Annotated in this window: 20 protein-coding genes and 1 pseudogene; 11 read left to right on the top strand and 10 right to left on the bottom strand. The window is 55.2% G+C overall.

The features are described 5' to 3' along the window. Window positions 1-21: 21 nt before the first annotated feature. A complete protein-coding gene (locus SBO83_RS18800; protein WP_396132549.1) occupies window positions 22-369 on the top strand; it encodes a DUF2493 domain-containing protein in 348 nt (115 codons plus the stop codon). Here SBO83_RS18800 and arsC read toward each other — a convergent pair. From arsC to SBO83_RS18785, 3 genes are all read right to left on the bottom strand, one after another. After that, window positions 344-775 carry an arsenate reductase (glutaredoxin) gene (gene arsC / locus SBO83_RS18795; protein ID WP_396132548.1) on the bottom strand — a complete coding sequence of 144 codons (432 nt, stop codon included), beginning with the start codon at window positions 773-775 and terminating at the stop codon, window positions 344-346. The two genes, SBO83_RS18800 and arsC, sit on opposite strands and share 26 nt — an antisense overlap. Before the next feature lie 11 nt (window positions 776-786). After that, on the bottom strand, window positions 787-2070 hold the full coding sequence (locus tag SBO83_RS18790) for an arsenite/antimonite efflux transporter (protein ID WP_396132547.1): 1284 nt from the start codon (window positions 2068-2070) through the stop codon (window positions 787-789). Between the two features lie 83 nt (window positions 2071-2153). Further along, the gene (locus tag SBO83_RS18785; protein WP_396132546.1) at window positions 2154-2492 is read right to left on the bottom strand and encodes a metalloregulator ArsR/SmtB family transcription factor; all 339 of its coding nucleotides are present in this window, start codon (window positions 2490-2492) and stop codon (window positions 2154-2156) included. Window positions 2493-2683: 191 nt separating this feature from the next. Between SBO83_RS18785 and SBO83_RS18780 the strand changes: the two genes are divergently transcribed. Beyond that, on the top strand, window positions 2684-3133 hold the full coding sequence (locus tag SBO83_RS18780; protein WP_396132545.1) for an MEKHLA domain-containing protein: 450 nt from the start codon (window positions 2684-2686) through the stop codon (window positions 3131-3133). Window positions 3134-3222: 89 nt separating this feature from the next. Here the strand turns inward: SBO83_RS18780 and SBO83_RS18775 are convergent, their stop codons facing one another. Next, window positions 3223-3477 carry a type II toxin-antitoxin system ParD family antitoxin gene (locus tag SBO83_RS18775; protein ID WP_396132544.1) on the bottom strand — a complete coding sequence of 85 codons (255 nt, stop codon included), beginning with the start codon at window positions 3475-3477 and terminating at the stop codon, window positions 3223-3225. A gap of 270 nt (window positions 3478-3747) precedes the next feature. Between SBO83_RS18775 and fhuE the strand changes: the two genes are divergently transcribed. Beyond that, window positions 3748-5814 carry a ferric-rhodotorulic acid/ferric-coprogen receptor FhuE gene (fhuE, locus tag SBO83_RS18770; protein WP_396132618.1) on the top strand — a complete coding sequence of 689 codons (2067 nt, stop codon included), beginning with the start codon at window positions 3748-3750 and terminating at the stop codon, window positions 5812-5814. A 317-nt stretch (window positions 5815-6131) separates the two neighbouring features. Further along, a complete protein-coding gene (locus SBO83_RS18765) occupies window positions 6132-7301 on the top strand; it encodes a cupin domain-containing protein (protein WP_396132543.1) in 1170 nt (389 codons plus the stop codon). A gap of 59 nt (window positions 7302-7360) precedes the next feature. Here the strand turns inward: SBO83_RS18765 and SBO83_RS18760 are convergent, their stop codons facing one another. Next, a complete protein-coding gene (locus SBO83_RS18760) occupies window positions 7361-8281 on the bottom strand; it encodes a LysR substrate-binding domain-containing protein (RefSeq protein WP_396132542.1) in 921 nt (306 codons plus the stop codon). 124 nt (window positions 8282-8405) lie between these two features. On the opposite strand from SBO83_RS18760, the gene SBO83_RS18755 reads away from it, so the two are divergent. Then, on the top strand, window positions 8406-9335 hold the full coding sequence (locus SBO83_RS18755) for an alpha/beta fold hydrolase (protein WP_396132541.1): 930 nt from the start codon (window positions 8406-8408) through the stop codon (window positions 9333-9335). 36 nt (window positions 9336-9371) lie between these two features. Here the strand turns inward: SBO83_RS18755 and SBO83_RS18750 are convergent, their stop codons facing one another. Further along, window positions 9372-10076 carry a DUF2461 domain-containing protein gene (locus SBO83_RS18750; protein WP_100936742.1) on the bottom strand — a complete coding sequence of 235 codons (705 nt, stop codon included), beginning with the start codon at window positions 10074-10076 and terminating at the stop codon, window positions 9372-9374. Window positions 10077-10297: 221 nt separating this feature from the next. Here SBO83_RS18750 and SBO83_RS18745 point away from each other — a divergent pair, with 221 nt between their 5' ends. Further along, window positions 10298-11215 carry an EamA family transporter gene (locus SBO83_RS18745; protein WP_396132540.1) on the top strand — a complete coding sequence of 306 codons (918 nt, stop codon included), beginning with the start codon at window positions 10298-10300 and terminating at the stop codon, window positions 11213-11215. A gap of 58 nt (window positions 11216-11273) precedes the next feature. Here SBO83_RS18745 and SBO83_RS18740 read toward each other — a convergent pair whose 3' ends face one another. Then, a complete protein-coding gene (locus SBO83_RS18740; protein ID WP_396132539.1) occupies window positions 11274-11657 on the bottom strand; it encodes a tautomerase family protein in 384 nt (127 codons plus the stop codon). 176 nt (window positions 11658-11833) lie between these two features. Here SBO83_RS18740 and SBO83_RS18735 point away from each other — a divergent pair, with 176 nt between their 5' ends. Next, window positions 11834-12415, top strand: a complete 582-nt coding sequence (locus SBO83_RS18735; protein WP_100936743.1) for a TetR/AcrR family transcriptional regulator — start codon at window positions 11834-11836, stop codon at window positions 12413-12415. Window positions 12416-12447: 32 nt separating this feature from the next. Here the strand turns inward: SBO83_RS18735 and SBO83_RS18730 are convergent. Continuing rightward, window positions 12448-12540, bottom strand: a pseudogene (locus SBO83_RS18730) (ash family protein); the annotation flags it as partial. Between the two features lie 332 nt (window positions 12541-12872). Here SBO83_RS18730 and SBO83_RS18725 point away from each other — a divergent pair. Next, on the top strand, window positions 12873-13772 hold the full coding sequence (locus SBO83_RS18725) for a DHH family phosphoesterase (protein ID WP_396132538.1): 900 nt from the start codon (window positions 12873-12875) through the stop codon (window positions 13770-13772). On the opposite strand, the gene SBO83_RS18720 is transcribed toward SBO83_RS18725, so the two are convergent. After that, window positions 13769-14635: an aldo/keto reductase family oxidoreductase gene (locus tag SBO83_RS18720; protein ID WP_396132537.1), complete on the bottom strand. Its 867-nt coding sequence runs from the start codon at window positions 14633-14635 to the stop codon at window positions 13769-13771. The two genes, SBO83_RS18725 and SBO83_RS18720, sit on opposite strands and share 4 nt — an antisense overlap. A gap of 75 nt (window positions 14636-14710) precedes the next feature. Between SBO83_RS18720 and SBO83_RS18715 the strand changes: the two genes are divergently transcribed. The 3 genes from SBO83_RS18715 to umuC all read left to right on the top strand — a co-directional run bounded on the left by SBO83_RS18715 (window position 14711) and on the right by umuC (window position 17190). Next, complete coding sequence (locus tag SBO83_RS18715) at window positions 14711-15364, top strand: TetR family transcriptional regulator (protein ID WP_396132536.1); 654 nt, start codon at window positions 14711-14713, stop codon at window positions 15362-15364. A gap of 142 nt (window positions 15365-15506) precedes the next feature. Beyond that, window positions 15507-15941, top strand: a complete 435-nt coding sequence (umuD, locus tag SBO83_RS18710; protein WP_396132535.1) for a translesion error-prone DNA polymerase V autoproteolytic subunit — start codon at window positions 15507-15509, stop codon at window positions 15939-15941. Next, a complete protein-coding gene (gene umuC / locus SBO83_RS18705) occupies window positions 15925-17190 on the top strand; it encodes a translesion error-prone DNA polymerase V subunit UmuC (protein WP_396132534.1) in 1266 nt (421 codons plus the stop codon). The genes umuD and umuC overlap by 17 nt, the downstream gene beginning before the upstream one ends. 268 nt (window positions 17191-17458) lie before the next feature. Here umuC and SBO83_RS18700 read toward each other — a convergent pair whose 3' ends face one another. Beyond that, a complete protein-coding gene (locus tag SBO83_RS18700; RefSeq protein ID WP_396132533.1) occupies window positions 17459-18460 on the bottom strand; it encodes an AraC family transcriptional regulator in 1002 nt (333 codons plus the stop codon). Between the last annotated feature and the right edge of the window lie 59 nt (window positions 18461-18519).

The raw sequence follows: 18519 nt of genomic DNA, 5'->3' as shown, positions 1-18519 counted from the left end.
TTTATATAAAGGTGAAGAAGGATGAGAGTATTAATTTGTGCCGGTCGGTTTTATGCCGATATGCATTCCGTCACGCGGGTACTGGATTTATATCATCAGTCGGTGGCGATTTCGGTGGTTATTCACGGCGGCCACCAATCGCTGGGCGGGGTAATAGAGGGCTGGGCGAGGGAAAACAGTGCTCACGTGGTGCGTTATCCGGCCAACTGGTCACTGTATGGTAAATATGCCGAAATCCGCCGCAACCTCTTTATGCTTGAGGATAGCCAACCGGAGTTGCTGCTGGCTTTCCCCGGCGGAGAAGACACGGCGGAGTGTATCAAGCTGGCGAAAAACGCCGGAATTAAAGTGATTGAGGTGGAGATTTAGGGGCGACCACCTCGCCATCTTCTTTGATAAATGGCTCGGGCAGCGGGTGCGGCAGGATAGCCAGCACCTGCTCCGACGGCCTGCAAAGCCGCGTGCCCAGCGGGGCGACCACAATAGGGCGATTAATTAAAATCGGCGCGGCCAGCATGAAATCAATCAACTGGTCGTCGCTGAACTTATCCTCGGCCAGCCCTAACTCGGCATAAGGCTCAACATTCTTACGCAGCAGCGCGCGGGGAGTAATGCCCATCGCGGCGATCAGCTGTACCAATTCATTGCGCGACGGCGGCGTATCGAGATACAAAATTATCTCGGGTTCAGTGCCGGTAGCGCGGATCATCGCGAGCGTGTTGCGCGAGGTGCCGCAGGCCGGGTTGTGATAAATCTTTACAGTCGATTTCGTCATAACATTTTTCCTTAGAAAGAGAGGCGTAAGGCCAATGCGGAGAGTGTCACCAGTAATACCGGCAGGGTCATAACGATGCCGACGCGGAAGTAGTATCCCCAGCCGATCTTGATGCCTTTTTGACTCAAAACGTGCAGCCAGAGCAGAGTTGCCAGGCTGCCAATCGGGGTAATTTTCGGCCCTAAATCGCTGCCAATCACGTTGGCGTAAATCATGGCTTGTTTGATCACGCCGCTGGCGGTGCTGGCGTCAATGGACAGCGCGCCGACCAGCACCGTCGGCATGTTATTCATTACCGAAGAGAGCAAGGCGGTGAGGAAACCGGTGCCCAGCGTGGCGGCCCACAGACCGTGTTCGGCAAAGCGATTGAGCAGGGCAGAAAGCATGTCGGTCAGCCCCGCGTTGCGCAGCCCATAGACCACCAGATACATGCCCAGCGAAAACACCACTATCTGCCACGGCGCGCCGCGCAGCACTTTACCGGTATCAATAACGCGTTGTTGTTTAGCCACCGCCCACAGTAACAGTGCGCCAACCGCCGCCACCGCGCTGACCGGCACGCCCAGCGGCTCAAGCCCAAAGAAGCCGACTAACAGCAGAACCAGCACCAACCAGCCAGTTTTGAAGGTCCTCGGGTCGCGAATGGCCAAGCGCGGTTGTTGCAGTTTGCCAAGGTCATAACTAGCTGGGATATCGCGGCGAAAGAACAGGTGTAGCATCACCAGCGTGGCGACTATCGAGGCGATATTCACCGGCACCATCACCGCCGCGTACTCGTTAAAGCCGAGTTTGAAGAAGTCGGCGGAGACGATATTCACCAGATTGGAGACAATCAGCGGCAGGCTGGCGGTATCGGCAATAAAGCCCGCCGCCATCACAAAGGCCAGCGTGGCTCCCCGGCTGAAGCCCAGCGCCAGCAGCATGGCAATCACGATAGGGGTTAAGATCAGCGCCGCGCCGTCGTTGGCAAACAGCGCCGCCACCACCGCGCCGAGCAGCAGGATGTAAGTGAACAACCAGCGGCCTTTGCCGCCTCCCCACCGCGCCACGTGCAGCGCTGCCCATTCAAAAAAGCCCGACTCATCAAGTAGCAGGCTGATGATGATCACCGCGATAAACGTCGCGGTGGCGTTCCACACGATATTCCACACCACCGGCACATCACTGAGTTGCACTGCCCCCGAAACCAGCGCCAACGCCGCGCCGAGCAGGGCGCTCCAGCCGATACCCAAGCCTTTGGGCTGCCAAATCACCAATATTAGGGTGAGAACAAAGATTGCCACCGCCAAAATCATACTGCCTCCACTAGGGTTTATATATGTAATTTCATATATGTTTAAATAAATTTTTTCTGCGCATGGGCAGATGAAAAGGTCAATTATTCCGTCGGGACGGCGCAGTTCTGCGCGGCGCGCAGGGCCAGTTGGGCAATGTGCTGCTGTTGGCTCATCAGGGCCTGATCGATAATGGCGGCGGCCCACGCCGGCATGTGTGGCGACAGGCGATAATGCACCCATTTCCCACTGCGCCGGTCTTGCAATAGGCCGCTTTCACGAAGCATAGCCAGATGTCGTGAGATTTTGGGTTGCGAGAGTTCAAGGGCGGCAGTCAGTTCACATACGCAGAGTTCGCCCGCCTGTTTCAACAACAAAATAATGGTCAAACGGGTGTCATCTGACATATTTTTAAACAGCTGTAGCGCGGTAAGTGATGACATGCTCATGCCTTTAGTTGCAAACCATAACGGCAGCATAGCGCTGAAAACACATTCAGTAAAGCATATGTGTTTATGACTGAGGAGGTTCACCCCCAACGGGAACTTTTTTCCTTTTGCCGTCACAAAGCTTAATTAGACTCTATTTCGAGCTTAACTCATATTTCGACAGGTTGAATTTTAGGGGGGTGAACATGGTGTTGTCCGACGATTTAGAAAATCTAAAAAAAATCGATACATGCTACAAACAGCTGACGGGGCAGGGATTGTTCTGCCCAGAGGAGGTGGAAGATCGCTACCAGTGGCTGCATAACGAAGCGCCGTACAGCATTCTGGCCCACGGCCGCGGGCCGGACCCGGTGTTCTTCTATGCCAACCAGTGCGCGCTAGACTGCTTCAAATACAGCCCCGAAGAGATGGTGCAACTGCCGTCCCGTCTCAGCGCAGGGCCGATGGATCGCGCCGAGCGTCAGCTGCTATTAGACACCGTAACCCGCGACGGTATCGCCAAGAACTATCAGGGGCCGCGAGTGGATAAATTCGGCGAGACGTTCATCATTTATGACGGTGAAGTGTGGCAGTTAGGCTTCAACACGGACGATGTGTGGGGTCAGGCCGCGCTGTTTTGGCCATTTCCCCGCTAATAATATCGTCAAAGTGGCCCCATTTTTGCGCCAAGGCTGAGTTTAAGTCGCGCACATCAAAGCTCCGTGGTGGTTTAAGCGGGGCTTTTTTATTGTTTATCAGCCTTTCCCTTCATTCTTTTTAAGAATGCATCTTTGTCCCACACCTCGGGTTCTCCACTGCTCAATCCTTCGGCCAGCAGATCGCGCAGGGTTTGCAGACGAGATTCTGCTTGTTTCTCGCGGAGCAGCCGCAGCGCGTCGCGTAATACTTCACTTTGCGTTCGGTAATCGCCTGATTTAACGAGGCTGTCGATGAATTCCCGCAACTCATCCCCAACGTCAACGGTCATGATTCTTGGCATAAAACCCCCTGTAAGATTATGTCTTACACGTGTCTAGGTCTTTTTAAAGCCTGTCGCTAGTGGATATTTAGAGCCTTGTTGGGCTTAGGATTTTTAGTGTGTTTAATTGATTTACTGATCAAAACGCAATGCGTATGATTCTCATTCTTTTTATTGTTTGGGGTTTGCGCAGTGAAAATAAAAAATACAAAGGTAGGAATAAAGACCTCTGGCGGACGCTTTTCTCTCTCCGTGATGGCGGTTTTTGTGGCTTCATCATACCAAGGGGTGATGGCAGAACAGGTAGCGCCGACGAAGGCGGCGGATGACACTGTGGTGGTTAGCGCCACCGCCCCCGCGCAGGGTGAGGCGGGCGTGCAGGATTACAGCGTGCCGGTGACTACCGCAGGCACCAAGATGCTACTGGTGCCGCGCGATATTCCTCAGTCGGTGAGCATTATCAGCAAGCAGCGCATGGCGGACCAAAACCTGCAAACCTTGGGTGACGTGCTCAACAACACCGTGGGCATTACCGCCAGCAACATCGACTCAGACCGTTCGACCTACTACTCGCGCGGCTTCTTCATTAATAACTTCCTGTTTGACGATATCCCAACCACCCTCAGCCCGGTGTGGAACTTCGGCGACGGCGGCTCAGATACGGCAATTTATGATCGAATCGAAGTGGTGCGCGGCGCAACCGGCCTGCTGACCGGCGCGGGCAATCCGTCGGCGGCGGTGAACATGGTGCGTAAGCATGCCGACAGCAAAGAGTTTCAAGGCTCCGTGACCGGCAGCTACGGCAGCTGGGACAAGCAGCGCATCGTTGGCGATTTCTCCGCGCCACTGACTGAATCGGGCAGGGTTCGCGGCCGCGTCATTGCTGGCTATCAGGATAACGACACCTGGCTGGACCGATATCACTACCGGAAAAAATTCCTCTACGCCGTAGTGGATGCCGACCTGACGGACTCCACCCAGCTCTCTCTCGGCTACGACTACCAGCAAAACGACACCACCAACCCAACCTGGGGCGGTATTCCAACCTGGTATAGCGACGGCAGCCGCACCCATTTTGACCGCAGCTTTAACGCCGCGCCTGACTGGGCTTATTCCGATATCGAGTCAAAAAAGGTGTTCGCCAACCTGACGCAAAAGTTTGATAACGGCTGGCAGGCGCGCCTCAACGGCACTCATGCTGAAACCGATTTCGATACCAAAATGATGTACGGCTCAGGCTACCCAGATAAGCAGACGGGCGCGGGCGTGATGGGCTACGGCGGCTGGAACATCGGTACCCGTAAAGTGGATTCGGTGGATGCCTTCGCCAACGGGCCGTTCGAGCTGCTGGGGCGTGAGCACCAGCTGATGGTCGGCACCAGTTACAGCCGCCAGCGCAATCAGTATCGCAATACTCAGGCGACGCTGAGTGAAGCAGATATTGGCAATTATAATAACTGGAATGGTCACACCGGCGATCCGCAGTGGAGTGACTGGGCCGATCTTTCCAATGATACTATTCGCCAGAAGTCGGCCTATACCGCCGCGCGCTTCTCGCTGGCTGACCCGCTGTCGCTGATCGTTGGCGCACGTTACACCGACTGGCGCGCCGACGGCACCACGGCCACCAGCTATAAAACCGACGTCACCCCATACGCGGGCGTGGTGTATGACATTGACGATACCTGGTCGGCCTACGCCAGCTACACCTCGATTTTCCAGCCGCAGACCCAGCGCGATAGCAACAAAAACTACCTCGATCCGATTCAAGGCAAAAACTACGAAGCAGGCGTGAAAGGTGACTGGAACAACAGCCGCCTGACGGCGTCCATCGCGGTGTTCCGCATCGAGCAGGATAATCTGGCGCAGGAAGACGGCACTTATATTCCGGGCACCACCGAATCGGCTTACCACGCGGTTAACGGTACGGTGAGTAAAGGCGTGGAGTTTGAGGTCAACGGCGCAATGACCGACAACCTGCAAATGACCTTCGGCGGCTCGCGCTTTGTTGCCAGCGATAATAATGGTAATGCGATTAACTCAGACTTGCCGCGCACCACCCTTAAGCTATTTACCCGCTATCAACTGCCGATGCTGCCGGACCTGAGCGTCGGCGGTGGCGTGAACTGGCAAAACACCACCTTCCAGTATGCTGATGGCCCGCAGGGCAATATGCGCGCCGAGCAGGGGAGTTATGCGCTGGTCAACCTGTTTAGCCGTTATCAGGTAACGCGCCAGCTCTCCGTGCAGGCCAACGTCAATAACCTGTTCGACAAAGAGTATTACGACTACCTCTCGTCTTACGCGGTTTATGGCGCGCCGCGCAGTGTCTCCGTTACGCTCGGATATACTTTCTAACCTATTAATATTGAGAATTAATCTCAGTGAGTAAACTAGCGATATATAATTTAATATATATCGCTAGGTTTTAATTCTCATTCTCATGTTTAGTCTGGTAAATATGAAGGCGGGCTTAGGTGATTGCCTGCTTTTTTAATGTGATATAAATCCAAAAAAATAGTTGCCACCCGAAACTGATAGTTGTTATTTGATCGCTATTTATCAACGGTTTATCGTTGTAACTTTTTAGTCATAAAACAACAAAATGTAATAAACAAAATACCAATAAATAATTAAATTCTGTTTATGCTTTGTATTCTTTAAGGAGAATATAAATGCTTACACGTCGTGATATGTTGAAGATGTCTGCCGCTGGCGCGGCGACAGTCAGCCTGGCCAGTGCCATGATGAATACTGCCTCTGCGGATGAAAACCGTAATATCGTTCCGCCAACCTCTTTTGTACCGAAAAAAGATGCCAAAGGACTTTATAAATATAAATTTTCCGACAGTGAAAAACGCTCTCTGCCCGGTGGCTGGGCGCGTGAAGCGACGGTAAAACAATTCCCTATTTCTGAAGGTATTGCCGGGGTAGATATGACCCTCGAAGCGGGCGCAGTGCGTGAATTGCACTGGCACGCCATTGCCGCTGAATGGGCGTATATGATCTCCGGTAAAGCGCGGATCACCATTATTGACCCGGAAGGCACGTCAGAAGTGGCTGACTTCGGCGAAGGCGATGTATGGTATTTCCCGAAAGGCTACGGCCATTCCATTCAGGCATTGGAAGGCGGCGCGCACTTTATTCTGACTTTCGATAATGGCCATTTCTCCGAATTCGGTACTTTCAGTATTACCGACTGGATTGCCCACATGCCGAAAGAAGTCTTGGCGAAAAGCACTAACATGCCGTCGTCTATTTTCTCTAAAGCCAAGCAGGGCGAGGCCTATATTGTCGCTGGCCGCGTACCGCCGGCACTGCCACTGCCGCACGACAACGGCGGCAGAGATGACTCCAAGCTGAAGCACCACTACCCGTTGTTAAGCGAGCCACCGTTCTTTGAAAGTGAGGACGGCAGCGTTCACATCGTCTCTTCCAAAGAGTTCCCAGTTTCGACCACCATGACCGGCGTGATTGAAATTATGAAGCCGGGCGCGGTGCGCGAACTGCACTGGCACCCGAACGCCAACGAGTGGCAATACTACATTTCAGGCAAAGGACGCATGACCGTCTTCGGCTCACACGGCCACGCGCAAACCGAAGAGTTCGTCGCCACCGACGTCGGCTATGTGCCACAGGGCTTTGGTCACTATATCGAGAACACCGGTGACGAAGACCTGAAAGTGCTGGTGGTGCTGGATAACGGCATCTATCAGGATATTTCCCTGTCCGACTGGCTGGCGAAAACCCCGTCTTACGTGCTGGCGCAAAACTTCGATACCACCGAAGAAGAGTGGAATTCTCGCCCGGCGGAGAAGTTAGTTATCTCCAAAGGCGCGAAATAATCCGCCCGACTCGCCATCTCCCACTGCCGCCTCGTGCGGCAGTTTTTTTATACAACAGTTTATAAATTTGGAAGATGCCAAGGCACGCCGTCGGCCCAGCGCTCTACCAGCAAATCAATAAACCCGCGAATGCGCGGCGAGAGGTGCTGCTTGCTCGGGTAGAGCAGGCGGATAGGCTCCGGATCCATGTTGAAGGCCGTCAGCAGCGGCACCAGTCGGCCCGCTTTAATGTCTTCAGCAGTCAGATAAGTCGGCAGATTAATAATGCCGAATCCCGCCAGCGCCGACTCGCGCATCGCCTCCGAGCTATCAATATTCAACCTTCCGGGGCAGTCAAAACTGTAAATTCCCTCTGGCGTTTTAAACTTCCAGTCGCGGCGACGCATCACGCCCGACAGAAACAGATTGTCGTGGTTGAACAGGTCTTCCGGGCGCTGTGGAATGCCTTTGCGTTGCAGGTACTCCGGCGAGGCGCAGGTCACCACCTGCAGCCAGCCGATGGTGCGCGACAGCAGCCGCGAGTCGTCGCGCTCATCGCCAATGCGAATGGCAATGTCGTAACCTTCCTCAATGATATCGACATAGCGGTCGGAGAAGGAGACGTCAGCCTGCAGCTCGGGCCACTGGCGCAGGTATTCGCCGACCAGCGGCAGAATGTGGCGCTGACCAAACGACAGCGAGGAGGTGAGCTTTAACCTGCCGGTCGGCACCACCCGGCGCAGCGCCATGGTGCTGTCCACTTCCTCCAGATCTTCTAAAATCTGCCGACAGCGCTCATACATAATTCGGCCTTCGTCGGTCAGGCTCAGGCTACGGGTAGTGCGATTCAACAGCCGCACGCCGAGCCGGGTTTCTAAACGCACGATACTCTTGCCGACGGCCGAACGGGTCAGCCCCAGAGTGACCGCCGCGCGGGTATAAGTTCCTGCTCTGACCGCAGCCACAAAGGCGGCGATATCATTGATACTGTTCAGCTCCACGCTGTTCTCCCAGCCGCGATTTGTGGCTATTTGCTTCCCCAAGTGGGGAAACACATTCCCCAATGTTTTCTATAGCATCCCTTTCTGTCGTGAATCAACGCTAATCACATTAAGAGGAAAGATCATGCTGAATCAAAAAACACAGGCCGCGCTGGCGGAAAGTAACCAGATTTTATCGGCGCTTGGGCCAGTGCTTAGGGGCGACAACTCGGCGTCGGATATCCATCAGGTGCGCGCGGCTTATAATGCTATGCAGGCCAAACAGCCGCACCCCGAGGATGTCAGCCTGACGCCGGTAAATATGGGCGGCGTGCCGGGCTTGCTCATCACGCCGGACGAACTGAAAACCGACGCGGTGGTGATGTATATTCACGGCGGCGGATATCTGGTCGGTTCCCCAGAAGGCTATGTGGGAATTGGTGGCAACTATGCCCAGCTGGTGGGGGCGCGGGTCTATCTGCCGGACTATCGGTTGGCGCCTGAACACCCATTCCCTGCGCCGATTGATGACGTGCTTCGCGCCTATGAATGGCTGCTAGAGCAGGGCCTTGAGGGGGACAGCATCGTGCTGGCCGGTGAGTCGGCGGGCGGCGCGATGGTGGTCAGCGTGATGGTGGCGGCGCGCAACAAGGGGCTGGCGCTACCTGCCGGAGGTGTGGCGATCTCCCCTTGGGCTAACCTTGAACACACTGGCGCGTCAATGTTCAACCGCGATGGCTATGACCCGGCCTGTAGCCGTGAAAGCCTGAACCTGCTGGCCCGCAGCTTCTTGGGAGACGCCTTGCCAAACCATCCGATGGCGTCGCCGGTTTTTGCCGACGTCACCGAGTTGCCGCCGATCATGATTCAGATTGGTGAAAACGAAGTGATGCTCAGTGACGCCATGCGTCTGGCGACGCACCTTGGCGACCATCGGGTGCGTGTCACGCTGGAGGTGTGGCCGGGCATGTTCCACGCCTGGCATTTTTACGCCACCATTTTGCCCGAGGCAATGCAGGCCATGACCAACTCCGCGCACTTTATCGAGCAAGTGTTGCAAGACGCCGCGCACTAAATCGCCCGCCTAACCAGTCAGCCTCGCTGGCTGGTTTTACTCATCAAACTGCATCTGATTCTTCTTCATGCCTTCAATCTTCATCAGCATATCGTACAGCGGTGCCAGCTTGTGGAAGTCTTGGCTGAGCTGGCTTGCCAGCTTGCCGGAGAACAGCGGCTCCATATCCTGATGATGGCTAATCAGCGCGAAGGACTTTTTGTTGTACCAAGTGGCGATTTCAGCCGGCTGATCCTTCACCAGCGGGCGCTTGTAGCTGTCACCTTCCACCGTGAAATGCGACGGAATGCGGCGCGCCAGCTTGAGAAACTCCTCGGGTTTTTGATTCAACTGCTGGCGGAACAGGTCCATGGTGACGCGCGTCGCGCTGTAGTAGCCCAGCCCGTAGCGCCACCAGTCAGGACCCAGTTCGAAGAAGTAAGTCGGGGCGTCGGTCCAGTTCTTGCGCGAACGCTTAAACGACAGCCACATATTGCTGCGGTAAATCGACTTATCGTTGGAGAAGCGGGTGTCGCGGTGCATTCTCGACAGGGTTTTACCAATCGACGGGCGCACTTCGAACAGCTCGTCAATCACCAGCATATCTTGACTTAGATCCGATACCAGATGGCGAAACGGGCTGAGTACGTTCTCTTGATATACCTCGCGATGCTCTTCAAACCACTCTTTATTGTTGTTCTGGCTGAGTTGCAGCAGGAAGGTCAAACCCTGCTGATTGAAACCGGAAAACGCGCCCATGATCGTCCCTCGTGGTTAACTGTCGCAGCCTGTGCGTTTACACAGGCTGTTCATACACCCAGTATTACTGAAGACGGCGGCAGATTAAAGCAGCAATCAAAAGTGTCTCCCTATTATTTGTGCAAAGTGTGTCTATATTTGTGTCGCGCGGCGTGGAAAATGGTGGCCGGAGCAGTTCAATCACCTTTTAAAATTTTAATAAAAATCAGCGGGGCAGTCTGGGAATGGGAAGTCAAACGGCAGGGGTAGAGCATCGCGGCGGGGCCGAGGGCGCAGAGGGAAAACGCGCAACGCAGGGTTGGATTAACGGTTTCTTGGGCATGGTGATTTTTAGCGGATCGCTGCCCGCCACGCGGGTGGCGGTGCTGGAGTTCGACCCGCTATTTTTAACTGCGATTCGCGCCCTGATTGCCGGAGTGCTGGGCGCCGCCATGCTGCTATTGACGGCGCAAAAGCGCCCGCAGAAGCAAGACATTATTCCATTGATGCTGGTGGCACTCGGCGTAGTGATTGGCTTCCCGCTGCTCACCGCGCTGGCTTTGCAGCACACCACCTCGGCGCACTCGCTGGTGTATATCGGCCTGCTGCCTCTGGCGACCGCCTGCTTTGGCGTGTTGCGCGGCGGCGAGCGTCCGCGCCCGGCATTTTGGGCTTTTTCAGTGTTGGGAAGCCTGCTGGTGGCGGCTTTCGCCCTCAGCCAAGGCTCGGGCAGTTCGTGGCTGGGTGACCTGTTTATGCTGGCCGCCGTGGTGCTGTGTGGGCTGGGCTATGCCGAAGGCGCGGTCCTGACGCGCAAGCTGGGCGGCTGGCAAGTGATCTGCTGGGCGCTAGTGATTTCTCTGCCGGTAGCTTTGGCGCTGGCGTGGTACGCCGCACCCGCAAGCTGGCCGGTCGCCAGCCCGCAGGCGTGGGCTTCCCTCGGCTATGTGTCGATTTTCAGCATGCTGATTGGCTTTATCTTCTGGTATCGCGGCCTGTCGATGGGCGGGATCGCCGCCGTCGGCCAGCTCCAGCTGCTCCAGCCTTTCTTCGGGCTGGCGCTGGCAGGGTGGCTGCTGCAAGAGACCATTCAACCCTCAATGATCGCCGTCATGGCCGGGGTTCTGGCCTGCGTATTTGGCGCGAAACGCTTCTCGCGTTAAGCCTTTCATACGCCATGACACATCTGTCGTCATGGCGTTTTCACTATTTCTTCCTCTGTTACTCGACGTACTGTGCGATGCCGTTGCCGAACGACCAGTTCTCTTTCTTCACTTCAACCAGACTGATAAACACGTCGCCTTTCGGGATGCTTAACTGCTGCGCAAGCTGGTCGGCAATGGTCTTGTAGAGCGCCTTTTTCTGGTCGACAGTTCGGCCTTCATTGAGGGTGATTTGAATGATCACCGTCTGGTCCGTGCGCTGAATGCCCAGATATTCCGGGTCATAGACGAAGTGATCCCGCGCGTGCTCGTTCAAGATTTGGAAGTTGTCCTTGTCCGGCACATTAATGGCGGTGCGCATCGCCTGATAGATTATCTTGCCAATTTTCCCGATATAGCTGCTATCGGCGTTTTTGATGATATCAACGCGTACGATCGGCATGGTCAGTCTCCAGTTTTATAGGGGAAGGGTTGAGTGCTCTACTGCTTGAAGAATAAATTACGACTATAATTTATTTTTGACAAGGGAAATTTAATCCGCCACCAGCCGTAGAGCAATGGCGCAAATTGTAATATGATGCATATCATCTATTGCCAAGTTTAGCAGGAGTCTGTCCTATGCCACGGGTATCTAAAGCCGAAACCGAGCGCAACCGCGCGCTGATCGAGGAAGTCTCCTCAAGGCTGTTTCGCGAGCAGGGGCTGAAAGTCAGCGTCGCCGACGTGATGTCCGCTGCCGGGCTGACCCACGGCGGCTTTTACGGCCATTTCAAATCCAAAGATGAGCTGATCGCCATTGCCTGCGCCAACGCTTTCGACACGGCGGTACACAACTGGCAAGAAGAAGCGGCGTCCGGCGAGACGCTAGCCGAAAAACAGAAAGCGCTGGTGGAGCACTATCTCTCATCGTCCAATATCAAGAACATGGGCGACGGCTGCCCGCTGGCTTCGCTGGCGAGCGATGTGGCGCGGGAAGATGAAGATAAGCCGGTGCGCGAGGCGTTTCATCAGGGCACTGAGAAGCTGGTAGAGATTTTTGCCGCCGGGGAGAGCAACCACGCGAAGGCGCTGGCGGCGGTGTCGACCATGGTCGGCGCGTTGATCCTAGCCCGCGCTAACAGCGGCTACTCGGTGGCGGATGATTTTATCTCGGTGGCGAAAGCGCAGCTGTTAGCTGAGATTAAAAACGCCGAGTCCTAAAATTTAGCTGCCACCTAAGCTGCGAAAGTTTTGGTGGTAGCCCAGACAGGGTTCGCAGTACCGGCAAACAAGGATACCGGCCAACCCGAAGGTTGCCCTGCCTGAGCCACCATAGATATGGTCGCAACATGGCGTGTTGCGAGAACAATAGGCGAACAAAAGCATTAAAACTCAGTGTTATACCACTAAGTGATCCTCATAAGTTAACCTGGCTGCGAAACCCGACTGCGGATTTTGCCGCAGCGGGGCAACTATAGTTAAGTCAGAAGCCTTAACCAAGCGGCTAAATTCTATTCTGCGGCATGCTTTCCAAGAAAATTGTCTATATTGCAAAGGGTTACATTGAGCGGATGAATGATTAGGGCGGCGAGCCTCTACCCGTGGGGGATTATTGCCTGCGCCAGCTCAGGGTCTGCTACTCTTTCGCCATTGCCTCCGCACACTCAAAGGACGATTTATGATTTCGGTTTTTGGTCATCTCAACCCCGACAGCGATACGATTTGCAGCGCCCTGGTGACGGCCGACTGGCTCAACGCCTTGGGGAAACCCGCGCAGGCTTTTCGCCTTGGCGAGCTAACGCCAGAAACCCTTTATATCCTGAAGCAGGCCAACAGGGCCGCGCCGTCGCTGTTAGTGGAGGATTTAACAGACAAACCCGTGTGGCTGGTGGACTTTACCGAGTTCGAGCAGGGGCCAGTGTCGCTGCCCGCCAGCAACATTCTTGGCATTATTGATCACCATCGCCTTGGCACGGTAATGACCAAGAACCCGCCGGATATCTGGGTTCGCGCGGTGGGCTGCTGTGGCACCATCATCTGGCAGATTATGACTCGAGAGTGTGAAATGGCCGTGAGCCCGAGCCAGGCGACGCTGCTGTTGGGGGCGATTCTGAGTGATACCGTGGGGCTGACGTCGCCAACCACCACGGCGCAGGATCAGCAGGCGGTAAAAGCCCTGCTGGCAATTAACGGGTTGAATTATAAGGATTTCCTCGATGGCTTGCTGGCGGCGAAAACCGATATCAGCGGCAAAACGGCTGCGGAATTACTGCAAAAAGACGCCAAAAATTACACCATTAACGGTGTGTCACTGCTGTTGGCGCAAATTGAAGTGAGCGCCTTCGCCGCCGTGACGCCGCTCTTGCCGCAGCTGCTCGAAGAGATAGAGCGCGAGCGGCAGGCCAGGGGATTGGACATCGTGGTGCTGATCCTGACCGACATTTCCCTGCGCAACTCGACGCTCTACTTCTCTCACAACGCTATTATGCCGCAGGGCGCTTGCTCGCTGCCGGGGGCAATGAGCCGCAAAAAAGAGATCCTGCCTTATATCACTGACTTACTGACTAAGGCCCGTTAGCCCGCCAGCTGGTTCAGTTTATCCATCGCGGCCTGTGGAATAACCAGCCCGGCGGCGGCGAGGTTGTGCTGCAAATGGCTCACCGACGAGGTGCCGGGGATCAGCAAAATGTTTGGCGAACGGCGCAACAGCCACGCCAGCGCCACTTGGATGGTTGAGGCATTCAGCTCATCCGCCACCTGCTGCAAACCCGCTGACTGCAAGGGGTTGAAGCCGCCGAGCGGGAAGAACGGCACATAAGCGATGCCTTGCTCTGCCAGTTCGTCAATCAGCGCGTCGTCCTTACGATGCGCCAAATTGTACATATTCTGCACGCAGACAATCGGCGCGATGCTGCGCGCTTCGGCGACCTGTTTCGCGGTGACATTACTCACCCCAATGTGGCGTATCAGCCCCTGATGCTGTAGCTCGGCCAGCGCGTTCAACTGTTCTTCTATCAAACCTTCCGTGGGTTGGTGAGCATTAAACATAATGCGCAGGTTAACCACGTCGAGCACGTCCAGTTGCAGATTGCGTAAATTATCATGCACCGCCGAGGTCAACTCCTGCGCCGAATAGGCCTTCAGCCATGAGCCGTCGCTGCCACGCTTCGCGCCCACTTTAGTGACAATCGTCAGGTCATCGGAATAAGGATGCAGCGCCTCGCGCACCAGCTGATTGGTGATGTGCGGGCCATAAAAGTCACTGGTATCAATGTGATTCACGCCAGATGCCACGGCCTCGCGCAGCACGGCCAGCGCCGCCTGTTTATCTTTTGGCGGGCCGAACACGCCCGGACCGGCGAGCTGCATGGTGCCGTAGCCCAGACGTTTTACACTGCGCGTGCCAAGGTTAAATGTGCGGCTGTTATCGATGCTCGTCATAGTTGTCTTCTTGCTTTCGCTGAGTAGGGGAAGTACAAGTATATGAATCATCCTTCAGGTTTAGAATTCGCATTTATGAACACACCTCCTAAGACGCTCAGGCCCCGTAAATCGCCAGTTCAGGCCAGATCGGCTGCCACCGTTGCGGCTTTACACACGGCAACCATTCAGGTTTTAACTCAAGAGGGTTTAGCGCGCTGCAACACCACCCGGGTTGCCGAGCGCGCTGGCATGTCGGTGGGCAGCGTTTACCAGTATTACCCCAACCGCGATGCGCTTTTGGCGACGGTGCTGGCTCATCATTTGGAGAGGGTGGCGACGGCGGTTGAAGAGGTGTGCGCCGCCTGTCAGGGCCAGCCGGTGGATGTCATGGCGGCAAGGCTGGTGAAGGCATTTTTAGCGGCAAAACTGCATGACACCGAGGAGTCAAAGGCGCTGTATCGCGTGGCGGCGGAGCGCGACGGCGCGCGCGTGGTGGCTATTGTGCATCGGCGGATGTCGGCGGCGGTTTCAACCATGCTGGTGAGCGCGACGGACGCCCAGTTTAAAGACCCAGATGTCACTGCAGCCATTGCCCTAGGTGCGCTGGCAGGCCCGGTGCGCGCTTTGCTGGAGGGGCTTTCTTCCCCCGAGTTTGACCAGCATCTGCTCGAGCAGCTGACTTTGCTGCTACAGGGTTATTTTCGGCGCGGCGGGGCGATTGCGCCTGACTCGCTTACCTCTTGTTGACCCGTTTATCACGAAATTTATCTTTTTAGCCGGATCAAGGTGATAGCTGTCCGCACCGTTCTATTCCCACGATGGGCATTGATCTAAGACTTTTCTCGAATATACTGTATATAAATACAGTTATTAGTGCAGGGTAAGAGAGATGCTTTATAAACTCGCAGAACGGCAGCAAGAGACAGAGTTCCCTTTGTATTTAAACAAGGTTTCGGCTGGCTTCCCCAGCCCGGCTCAGGATTATGTTGAAAAAGGGATCGATCTGGTGGCACATCTTATAGCCCATCCCTCTTCGACCTACGTGCTGCGCGTGTCAGGAGACTCCATGCGCGACGCGGCGATCATTGATGGTTCGATGTTGCTGGTGGATTTCAGCCTGAAGCCTGCGCATAACGACATTGTTGTCGCCAGCCTCGACGGAGAGTTTACGGTCAAAAGGCTAATGCTCACGCCACGTCCCCATTTGCGGGCGGAAAACCCGGCCTATGCACCCATCCCCCTCGACGATCGCCAAGATGTGGAAATCGTCGGCGTAGTCACCACCGTTATCAGCACGATGCATCGCAATGTACGCCCTCGCTGATGTGAACTCGTTTTATTCGAGTTGCGAAATCGCCTGGCGGCCTGATTTACAGGGCAAGCCAGTGGTGGTGCTTTCTAATAACGATGGCTGCGTGATTGCGCTGTCGGCGGAAGCCAAAAAGCTGAAAATTCCGATGGGTGCGCCTTACTTCAAGCAAAAAGCCTTTTTCCAGCAGCACGGCGTGGTGGTTTTCAGCAGTAATTACGAACTCTACGCAGATATGAGCAATAGGGTGATGGAGACGCTGCGGGGTTTATGCCCACGGATTGAGGTGTATAGCATCGACGAAGCCTTTCTCGATCTCAGTCCATTGCCTGCCGATATAAATTTTGAAAGCTTTGGCCGGGAAATCAGGGACACGATAAAACGCCACACGCGGTTGACGGTCGGAGTGGGGATTGCGCCCACCAAGACGCTGGCGAAGCTGGCAAATTACGCCGCCAAAAAGTGGACCAAAGCCGTGGGGGTGATTGATCTTTCTGACCCCATTCGCCAGCGCAATCTGATGTTCCATATTCCGGTGGGAGAGGTGTGGGGAATTGGGCGGCGGCTCTCGAAAACGCTGTGTAATGCCGGGATCGAGACGGCGCTGCAACTGGCCGAATGCGACCTTGCGTACATCAGGAAAAACTTCAGCGTGGTGATGGAGCGCACGGTGCGCGAATTGCGCGGTGAACCCTGCCTGGGGTTTGACGAGCTTGCGCCCGCCAAGCAAGAGATTGTCTGTTCGCGCTCTTTCGGCACGCGGATCAGTGATTATCAGGATATGCGCGAAGCCATCTGCTTTTACGCTACCCGCGCCGCCGAAAAGCTTCGCGGCGAACATCAGTTTTGCCGACAAATCTCGGTGTTTATCAAGACCAGCCCTTTCTCCGAAGGGGAGATTTACTATGGCAATATGATTAGCACCCAGCTGATGACGCCGACGCAGGATACCCGCGACATCATCTCTGCCGCCATACTCTGTCTGGATCAGGTCTGGCGCGAAGGGCATCGCTATCAAAAAGCGGGCGTCATGCTGGGGGACTTCTTCAGTCAGGGCGTGACTCAGTTGTATTTATTCGATGAACGCGCGCCGCGCGTTAATAGCGACGCGCTAATGGCAGCGTGTGATGACATTAATCAAAAGCATAAAGGCACGCTGTGGTTTGCCGGGCAGGGCGTTGAGAGAAGCTGGCAGATGAAGCGCGATATGCTGTCACCTGCGTGGACCACGCGGCTGAAAGATGTACCTATTGCTAAGGCATGATGTCGGAATGACAGTTCCGACTTCAGTGCTAAAAAGCACTGAATAGTCAAAGAGATACTGTTTATCCTGTGTCATTTTGACGTATTTAAAATAAGGCTCCTAAAATCAATGAAATAAACATTAGCACGCTAGTTGCTTTCCCTATACCAACAAGTCCCTTAATGATTGAAAGGTAAAGAAGATGGCGATACTGGGAAATACGCGATTTTCACGGCACAGAGTACAAAACCCTGCGAGGCAGCAGAGGGTAGGGGCAAACCCTCTGGCGTCACTCGCTGAAAAGCTGCCGACTGGCACCGGGGGATTGTCCTGTGATGCGTTTGAACGCCCGGCTGAACGCCGCCTGCGAGGTATAGCCCAGACGCTGAGCCACGGTTTCTATCGACAACCTTTCTTGAGTCAGTAGCTGATTAGCCAGCCGCATTCTCAATTCTGCCACATAGCGCAGCGGCGGCACGCCGATAGTGTCGCTAAAGCGTCCGGCGAACACCGAGCGCGAAGTATGGGATTCCGCCGCCAGTTCGGCCACGGTCCAGTCTCGGCCCGGTTGCCGATGCAGCGCCAATATAGCGCGTGCCAGCCGGGGATCGCGCAGTGCCGCCACCAACCCCGACGCGTTATCACACCCGCACTCGACCCAGCCGCGCACCATCATCGCCGCGACCACGTCTGCCAGACTCGCCAGAATGCCCGCAAAGCCAATGCGTCCGGCACAAATCTCGCGCTTCATCGCGTCAAGCATCGGCACTAAGTCGGGATAACGCGCCCCCGTGACGTCAGCCACCATGATGTCCGGCATCAGTTTGCCCAGACTCTGCATGCCGCCAAGGTCAAACTCCATGCAGCCATAGAACAGTACGGCGCTTGGGATAGGATGGGTGCTCGGGCAGGTGTTCACGCCGCTGACATTATCGCCGAGCGGAGCCGCGGCGAGGGTGTCGATGCCCTGCACCGGCAGGTCAGGGGCGGAGAGCAACTGATGAGCACTGCCCTGCGGCAGCAATACCGCATTACCCGCAGACAGCCGGTGCAGGGTGCCGTCGTGAGTGCGCAGGAAGGCCGATCCCACGGCCAAAAAGTGGAAATAGGCATGGCCCGGCCGGCTTTCAAACGCCAGACCAAAATCAGGCCCGGTTTGAATGCGGCGATATCGCACGCCGCGCAGGCGCATGCCGGTCAGCAGCTCGCTTATCAGATCCGACGACAGCGCAAATTGTTCGTGTTCCGTCATTTCAGGTGTTTTGGTCAAAGATTCAGGAGTGACCATCATAGATCATCCTAAGCCTTCTCCCTAGAATTTCGCTCTACGATTCTTTAAGGGAAGTTTTC

The organism is Ewingella allii (genome assembly GCF_044430645.1).
In the GTDB taxonomy this organism is placed as follows: domain Bacteria; phylum Pseudomonadota; class Gammaproteobacteria; order Enterobacterales; family Enterobacteriaceae; genus Ewingella; species Ewingella allii.
The sequence above is the reverse complement of the archived record's forward strand: the minus strand, read 5'-3'. Positions and strand labels throughout refer to the sequence as shown.